The sequence below is a fragment of the Rhodococcus sp. A14 genome, assembly GCF_011603105.1.
GTDB classification, from domain to species: Bacteria; Actinomycetota; Actinomycetes; order Mycobacteriales; family Mycobacteriaceae; genus Rhodococcus_F; species Rhodococcus_F opacus.
Window position 1 is genome coordinate 1 of record NZ_JAAOQS010000337.1, and the last position, 410, is coordinate 410.

General features: G+C 63.2%; 1 protein-coding gene. It reads left to right on the top strand.

What is annotated here, in order from left to right; genetic code table 11:
• A partial coding sequence (locus G9373_RS45745; RefSeq protein WP_167121424.1) for a helix-turn-helix domain-containing protein occupies positions 1-286 on the top strand: 286 nt, incomplete at its 5' end.
• Between the last annotated feature and the right edge of the window lie 124 nt (positions 287-410).

The window sequence follows — 410 nt, forward strand, 5'->3', positions numbered from 1 at the left end:
GGTCTTTGGCATCTTCGCCGCCCTGGCCGAGTTCGAGCGCGAGTTGATCGCGGAGCGCACGATTGCCGGCCTAGCCTCGGCCCGCGCGCGCGGGCGGAAAGGCGGCCGGCCGTTCAAGATGACCGCCGCCAAGCTGCGGCTGGCGATGGCGGCAATGGGTCAGCCAGAGACCAAGGTCGGCGACCTGTGCCAGGAACTTGGCGTCACGCGGCAGACCCTGTATCGGCATGTTTCACCCAAGGGTGAGCTACGTCCAGATGGCGAGACGCTACTCAGCCGAATTTGATGCCGGCATGAGGCAACGTAGCGACAGCGTGGTTTGTCTCAATGGGAAGCGCTCATGATCGATCTTTGAAGGCCCGCAGCAGTCGTGTCACAGACAGGGGTTCTAAGCCGGAACCGCCGAAAAT